This window comes from Deinococcota bacterium (assembly GCA_030858465.1).
Classification (GTDB): Bacteria; Deinococcota; Deinococci; order Deinococcales; family Trueperaceae; genus JALZLY01.
Genome location: JALZLY010000362.1, coordinates 1 through 7,815 on the forward strand (window position 1 = coordinate 1; position 7,815 = coordinate 7,815).

At 62.7% G+C, this 7,815-nt stretch carries 5 protein-coding genes; 1 reads left to right on the plus strand and 4 read right to left on the minus strand.

Annotated features, from left to right (window positions below; translation table 11 throughout):
* Positions 1-425: 425 nt before the first annotated feature.
* Positions 426-3,059 (plus strand): AAA family ATPase, encoded by a 2,634-nt coding sequence (locus tag M3498_17650; protein ID MDQ3461091.1) that lies wholly within the window; start codon positions 426-428, stop codon positions 3,057-3,059.
* Between the two features lie 359 nt (positions 3,060-3,418).
* On the opposite strand, the gene M3498_17655 is transcribed toward M3498_17650, so the two are convergent.
* The 4 genes from M3498_17655 to M3498_17670 all read right to left on the minus strand — a co-directional run.
* Complete coding sequence (locus M3498_17655) at positions 3,419-4,828, minus strand: Tn3 family transposase (protein ID MDQ3461092.1); 1,410 nt, start codon at positions 4,826-4,828, stop codon at positions 3,419-3,421.
* Positions 4,740-6,446: a DUF4158 domain-containing protein gene (locus tag M3498_17660; protein MDQ3461093.1), complete on the minus strand. Its 1,707-nt coding sequence runs from the start codon at positions 6,444-6,446 to the stop codon at positions 4,740-4,742. The genes M3498_17655 and M3498_17660 overlap by 89 nt, the downstream gene beginning before the upstream one ends.
* A gap of 4 nt (positions 6,447-6,450) precedes the next feature.
* Entirely contained in the window at positions 6,451-7,005 is a 555-nt protein-coding gene (locus M3498_17665) for a recombinase family protein (protein ID MDQ3461094.1), read from the minus strand.
* 320 nt (positions 7,006-7,325) lie between these two features.
* Positions 7,326-7,815 (minus strand): hypothetical protein (locus M3498_17670; GenBank protein MDQ3461095.1); only part of this gene is annotated, 490 nt, incomplete at its 5' end.

Consider the following 7,815-nt stretch of genomic DNA (forward strand, 5'->3'; position numbering starts at 1 on the left):
ACCCTGGCGCGCTGGCTGGTGAGCCGGGACACGAGGCCGAGCACGTCACCGACCACAACCTGGCCGGGGCTGACGACCGTGTCATCTGACAGCACGTTGCCGCGAGCGGCGCGATCATCCTCACCAAGGACGAGGACTTCGCGCTCCGCCAGACGCTCGAGGAAGAAGAGCCTCGAAATCTATCAACACCTGTCGCTCGAGGCCGTTGAAGGTGCTTACCAGCCGGCCGTCAAATTGCTGAACGTGTAGCCAGCCCTACTTTGCCGCTGATGACACGTTCGCTAGATTAGGGCCTTGGTGATGAGGGTGCCTGCGGCGCTGGCGCAAGGCCCGGTTTCATAGCAAAATGAAGCAATGAGTCCAAACATCACGGTGTTCCCTCACGACACGAGCTCACCCTCGCGCTTCTACACGGAAGGGCTGGCATGAACACCGACGGCATGAACACCGACGGTTTGAACGAGAACCTGGTGTTCTTCTCTCGCAACCTGGGGCTCGAGCCAAACGACAAAGCGTTGGACGGGCACATGGGCGTGGCGCTCACCCAGAAGGTGCGAGCGGTTAAGGACAGCGCCTCCTTGGAGCAGCTCGCAAGCGACGCCGACTGGCGTTTGCGCATCGCCGCCGCGCTGCACCCGAGCACGCCTGAAGCGGACCTGTCGCGCCTCGCAAGCGACGCCGTCGGCGCGGTGAGGTTGGCGGTAGCGTCGAACCACGCGGTTCCAGCGCCCGTGCTGAAGGTGTTGATGCAAGACGAGCTGGCGTTCGTCCGTGACATAGCGAGCCACGCGCTTGGCGGTAAGACACCAGGGGCGGCTGGCGCTCCTACCCCAGCAGTCACGGAGGATAGTGCGTGGCAGAAATCGGTCACGCCGGAGGAGTTCCGCGCGGCTTGCAAGCGCGTAAACCAACTCATCGACCGTGCGATGAAGTCGGGTGTCGTGCCGGAATTTCTCGACGGCACCGCCGAATGGCTCGACTATATGTTCGCGTTCTTCTCGGTCTTGAGCCACATCGAGAATCCTGAGGATCCGTGGGCCTTGCCCATGTACAACCAGCTCGTCTTGAAACCGCGGAGCTACGCAGAGTTGCGCCAAAGAACACAGAAGATGAGGGAAGAGGGGAAAGACGAGCAGGTCCTCTCGGACGTGCCGCTCATCATCCGCTACCTGCAGCAGGCCGACCTTCGCAGCGGTACGAACCTGGTTGGCGAGATCGCGGCGGAACTCGAGCTCATCGGCCGGGCGATCGTGACGGCCGACGGGGAACTGCACCCGAGGGAACGCCGGGTGCTAGCCGATCATCTGGCGCGCATCGCGCCAAACCGCCACGCTCCCAGCATCGAGGAAGCGGAGGAGTCCCTGGGGGACGTCCTGCAGGAGCTCGACAGCCTGGTCGGACTCACCGCGGTAAAGGAGCAGGTGAGAAGCATGATGGCGCTGGCGCGCATCCGCAAGGAACGCGCCAACCTCGGGCTGCCCGGGCAGGTGATGTCGCACCACATGGTGTTCACGGGCAATCCGGGAACGGGCAAGACGATAGTCGCGCGCATTATCGCGACAATCTACCAGCGGATCGGCTTGCTGCGCACAGGTCAGCTTATAGAAACGGACCGCTCGGGCCTCGTGGGCAAGTACGTCGGGCACACCGCCGCGAAGGTGCTGGAGGTGGTGCGCTCGGCGATGGGTGGGCTGCTCTTTATCGACGAGGCTTACGCCTTGACCGAAGGCCGGCACGAGACGGATTTCGGCCGCGAGGCGGTGGATACGCTCATCAAAGCGATGGAGGACTACCGTGACGACCTAATGGTGATCATGGCGGGCTACCCGGAGCCAATGCGGCGATTTTTGGACAGCAACCCGGGTTTGCGCTCCCGCGTGCCGAACCACCTTCACTTTCCCGATTACTCCAGCGACGAGCTTGTGCAGGTGTTCGGTGTACTGGCGACCAAGGCCGCCCTCCGCGTCGCCCCAGAGGCGCATGAGGCAGTGGCGGCGATCGCCAAAGACCTCAGCTCAACCGCGGATGAGTCGTTCGGAAACGCTCGGGAAATGCGCACCCTGCTCGAGGTGGCGATCCAGCGGCAGGCGAAACGACTTGCGGCAGCGCCGTCGGTGACTGCGGAAGACCTCGAGGTACTGACGCGCGAGGACCTTCCTGCGGCGTCGAGCTCCGGCGCCGCGATCGGCCAGCGCTACGCTGCGAACACCGCACAAGACAGCGATTCACTCGCAGCGGTCCTGGCGGAGCTCGATGCCCTCACGGGTTTGGAGGGTGTGAAAACGCAAGTGCGGAGTCTCGTCGCGCTCGTGCGGACGAACAAGCTGCGCGAAGAGCGCGGCCTAGCGGCGTCGCGCCTCAACCACCACATGCTGCTGGTGGGCAACCCGGGCACGGGGAAAACGACCGTGGCGCGCCTTCTCGCACGGGCGTTCAGGCAGCTCGGCATCCTTCGCAAAGGCCATCTGGTGGAGGTGGACCGCAGCAGGCTCGTCGGCAGGTACGTCGGGCAGACCGCGTCGCTCGTCGCGGATGTGGTGAAGAGCGCCCGCGGCGGCGTCTTGTTCATCGACGAGGCGTACGCGTTGACGCGCAACCGGAGCGAAGGCGATTTTGGCTTCGAGGCGGTGGACACGCTCGTCAAGGCGATGGAGGAGCATAGGAGCGACCTAGTGGTGATGGCCGCCGGCTACACCGAGCCGATGCAGCACTTTTTGCACTCGAATCCTGGGCTGGCATCACGGTTCGCGCATACGCTGATGTTCGAGGACTTCTCCTTGGACGAGCTCATGCTGATTCTGGGGAGCATGGCGTGCGCGCAGAGCGTATCGTTGACCGAGGAAGCGGAGGCGGCCGCGCGAGCATTCCTGGGGAGCAGGCTTCAGGAGCGTGGCTTCGGGAACGCCCGAGAGGTGCGGCAACTCATCGAGAGCACGGTCCTCAGGCAGGCGCTGAGGATCGCGGAGATTCCAGAGCCCAGCGACTTCGATTTGGTCACGCTCCTGCCGAGCGATTTCGGCGCCACCAAGGAGAGTGGCATGCTCGAGGACGGTAAGTGATGGAGAAGTTTAGCTCGACTCTCCTGAAAATACTCTTAGGCGACCTCCAGGTTCACCTTCCGAGGGTTTCCAAACATTTCACAGCACACTTTAGAGTACCTTGCTTATCGCGCTGGTCGAAGTACGCGCTGCCTAAGTCCAGGAGTTCGAAATGAGGCCAGAAAGCATGTCAGGGACGCATTCGAAGCCGAAGCATTTGAAGGGCGGGGAGGCAAGTTCGGGCCTCTACACGAATCTCTTTGGAGCCATCAGCGGCTCGTCTAGCACGCGCTTGATGGGCTAGGCCTAGCGGTTGTTGGCCCTTGAGTATTAGCCATGCAGAAAGTCGGGTTAAGCGTATGTTCTTGGTCTATTGGCATTCAAACGTCAAACGCACTCGGCTGGTGCAACTCCCGTAACGCCCCTAGCCTCACAAACTCTGGTAGCTCGAACGAATAGCGCCCCAGTACGTTGATGTGCGCCGACCTTAATGGCGATAGGCGCGCCACGTCTTCGTCTCGCACCTCGAAGCCAGAGTCACGCAGGTGCGCTAGGGCAAGCTCGATATACCGGGTGTTCCAGAGGGCGATGGCGTTGAGCACGAAACCCAGCGCCCCGATCTGATCTTCCAAGCCGTCGCGGTAGCGCTGATAGAGTTCGCCTTTACGCCCGTAGCAGACTCGCGCTGCCAGACTATGCCGCTCCTCGTGAAGGTTCAGCTGCCCCAGGATCTCGCGCCGGTACACCTCGTCGTCCACGTACTTCAGTAGGTGTAGCGACTTCGCCAGCCGCCCGACCTCAGAGATGGCCTTACCCAGCGAGGAGGGTTCTCCATCCCCGTGCAGCACCCGCAACAGGTCCGAAGCCCTGACCGCGCCGGTCGAGAGCGAACCCACGACCCGCACGATGTCCTCCCAGTGTGCAACGATCCGCCCTTCGGCAATCTTGCGCTTGGAAATACCGTTCAGCCGACCGTAATCGGCGTCCTTATCCAGACGCCAGAGGCGGCGGTCTCTGAGCCGGGCGAGGCGCGGGCTGAACTGATAGCCGAGCAGGTAGAAGAGCCCGAACACGATATCGGTATACGCGTGCGTGTCCGAAGTGATCTGAGTGGGGCGCAAACCCGTTTCTTGTTCAAGCAACCCATCCAGGGCGTAGAGGCTGTCGCGCAGCGTGCCGGGCACGACGATGGCGTGAAACCCGGTCGCCTGGTCCGAGACCCAGTTCAGATAAGTGACGCCTTTGCCGACGCCGAAGTATTTCGGGTTAGGTCTGGCGTGAATCGTCTTGACGGGTACCCTGAAGCGCATCCCGTCGACCGACGCGAGGTGGCCGCCACCCCAGGTTTGTGCCAAGGGAAGGATCGCCTGAAAGTCGACGAGCTTCGCATTGGCTGCTGCGAGGGTCTCCGCCCGCACGTAGTTCTGATCCACGTGCGATAGCCGTGACCGGGTGAGCGGCGCGAGCGCCGACCGCGCAACGGGTTCCAGGCCGATGTTGCAGGCGTCGGCGATCAGCACCGCGCACACACTGGTAGCGAGGTCGTCGAGACGTGGACGCGCTTCCGAGACATGGGTGAAGTCGGCCAGAGCACCTGTCCAGCTGTACACCTCCAGCAAAACCTCAGTCAGTTCTACCTGGGGTAGGCGTACAGCGACCTCATGGCGCAAGGCTTTGAGGCTTTCCGGCTCGGGCAGAGCGTCAAGGGCATCGAGCTCGAACGCTTCCTTCTCCAACCCGCCCCTCTTGCCGAGAAGGGTCGTCAGGCGTGCGTGCGGATTGTTTGCCAGCCGCCCCGCGACCTCCCGATAATGGGCGTCTAAGCGCTCTCCGAGGCGGTGCCAGGTAAACCTCGGGGTCCGCGTCCAGGTCGAAACTTCGTAGTACACTTACGCGCACCGCCTGCCATGCTACTCCCGAGAGCAACTGGGTGCGCGGATCGCGGTAGCTGTGGCTGCCCGGGACGAAGATATCCCGCCTTTTTAGGGCTGCCTGTAGGGCCTCGAGTACGCACAGCGTATAGGCGGGGCGTTGCAGCACGCCGTCCTTGTCCACAACCATGCTCCGCCACGAGCCCCGGACAACGCCCTGCGGCACCTCGTCTACCCGAACGCGCTTACGGCCCTCCAGCTGTGCGAGCGCGTACCAGGCTTGCAGCACATCCTGCCCGGCAGGTGTCGCGCTGAAGGCGACCGTGCTGAGCAGCTGAGGTAGAAATTGCCGGATGTACGCATAGCGCTTCAACAGCTCTTCCGCACGCACCTCGTCGGGAGCACGCGTCATCCGGTCCACTGCTTCGGCGGCCGTGAGAAGGTGCGCGCGGGGTGTCTGTTGGTATACCGCTTCCCGGAGCGCCCCTAAGTCGCTGTGTGACTCGTCGACGAGCTGCAGCACGGCCTCGCGTAACGTTCGGGCCGCCGCGTCAAGGCTGAGCAGTTCCCGGAGGCGCTCTTCCTGCCGCTCGCGCTCGACCCGGTTGGTGAGCGCCTGCATAAGCTGGTCGAAAACGGTCACAGCCTGGTCGAGTGCCTCGCCCTCCAGGTGCTGGACGGTGGCGAGCAGCGTGGCGACGCGCCGCCCGGCTCCAGTCTGCCGCAGGGTTTGCGCTTTGGCCTTTTTGCCGTGCAGAGCGAGCGCTTCTAAGCGCTGGGGCGGCACGATGCTCAGATCAACGCCCTTGACGTCGACGCTGCGAACGCGTTCCAAGCGCTCGAGCACCCCGACGAGCCCTCCGGCGGTACTGGATGTCGGTGGCTTCCGTAGCAGTTCCAGGCGCGAGAAGCGTGAACCGGCCGGGACCTCCAGCAGCGCTTCGAGGGCGAGGTGCCGGCTAACGCTGAGCGTTCGGTTGAGCACCTTATAGACCCGCCCTAACACACGCTCGCGCACGCGGTTGACCAGCCGTGCCAGGACGGTCGCGCCAGGGAGCAGCGTTTTGCGCTCTACCAGGCGTGCGGTGGCCGCGTCGAACAGCAAACTCGGGCTGTCGTCGTTTACCCAGCTGCGAGCGTAGAGGTAGCGCAGCAACCCGAGCTGCTCAGCCGTGCCTGTAAAGTCCTTATAGCCGTACTGGCGGCAAATCTCGCTTTGGTGATCCCAGCGGGTCTCGCCGCGCCGGTAACGCCCGAGTTGGGCAGGTGCAACTTGAAGGCTCAGTTGGACCGTGAGGTAAGCAAGCACGTTGTCAGGCACCTCGAGCGGGTCAGGGAGGAATGTGCCCAGAAACCTCACGGTCGTGAGCTGCAGGGCGAAGCCGAGACGATTAGTGCCACCGCGTACACGTTTTGCGAGGATGCTTACGTCGTGTTCGTCGAGATGAAAGTACCTCTCGAGCTGTGCCTGGTTGGGAAAACCTTGATAGCGGCCGTAGCGACGGGCTTGCTCAACCGTGAGGAAGTCGAGCGGCAAAGCGTTAAGACCTGGGGTTCAGACTGCGGTAGAGCGTCGAGCGGGCAACGCCGAGCGTGGCAGCCACCTCTGTGACCGTCATTTTGGGGTCGGCGAGCATGATCTTTGCCATGGAGAGTTTTCTGAGGTCAAGCTTCTTGGGTCGCCCGCCGCTCCTGCCCCTAGCTCTGGCGGCTTTGAGCCCGGCGTTTGTCCGCTCCTTGATCAGTTCACGTTCGAACTCGGCGAGCGCCCCGAAGATATGGAAGATCAGCTTGCCTCCCGAGGTCGTGGTGTCGAGGTTCTCCTGCAAGCTCCTGAAGCTAATGCCTTTAGCGTCGAGCTCAGTGACGGTCTCGATGAGGTGCTTGAGCGAGCGTCCTAGCCGGTCGAGCTTCCAGACCACCAACGTATCGCCGGATCGGAGGTGCGAAAGCGCTTCGCCGAGTCCTGAGCGTACATCTTTGACGCCGCTCACCGTGTCCATGCAGATCTTGTCGCAGCCCGCTTGTTTTAGAGCATCCTGTTGTAGATGCAAATGCTGGTCGCTGGTCGAGATGCGGGCGTAGCCGATGAGCATGATGACCCCTTCAGGTGTTGCAAAATCGATTCCAGGCAGGGTTAATCATACACAGTTTTCGAGACGGTTTTTACGACAGTTCCAGGTAGCTAAAGCGTGATGGCGGCGTGACCCCCTGAGCGTGTAGCGAAAACGAGGGTTTTTGAATCAACCATGACCGCCAGCACTTAACCTATTGTTCAATTTCCTTAACCCGACTTTCTGCATGGCTAATACTCAAGGGCCGTCTCCAGCGCAGCGCCGGCGCCAAGGACAAGGAGCGTACCGAGCACCAGGATCGTGATGCGTCTAACCGTGGACATTAGCCGTTCCTTTCTCTACTACGGGGTGCAGCAGCGGATGAGGTCATACCAGGTGTCCGGGTTTCGCACGCCCGCCACCACCTGTCGGATCGCTTCGGTCACCAGCGCCGGCTGCTCCAGTTGAATGAAGTGCTCGCTCTGGCCGGCGATGGTGTGCCGGGCGTTGGGGACGAGTGTGGCGAGGTCGTCCTGCTGCGCGCGCCACATCCGCTCCAGCTCGGCCACCGGCAACTCCGGCGGCGAGCCGAACGTATGGTTGCTGGAGAGGACGGCGAGCGGCATGGGGCGGAGCGGCGTGTCGGTCCGCGCGCGGCGCAGCTGGTCCAAGCCAGCGCCGATGTCGACCCGCTCATACTCCGGGTAGCCGTCCAGCGGGGTTTGGTAGGACTGCGCCACGGCCGCCCACTGACTGGGCGTCAGCAGCGCCTGTTCCTGCACGAACAAGTCTTCATGCCCGGCATCGACGAGGACCATCCCAACCACCTCCTCCGGGTAGGCGGCCGCGTAG

Bases quoted from the DNA above. Each gene is read 5' to 3' on its own strand.
- M3498_17665 (MDQ3461094.1), bottom strand. From the start codon at position 7,005: ATGCTCATCGGCTACGCCCGCATCTCGACCAGCGACCAGCATTTGCAT.
- M3498_17650 (MDQ3461091.1), top strand. From the start codon at position 426: ATGAACACCGACGGCATGAACACCGACGGTTTGAACGAGAACCTGGTG.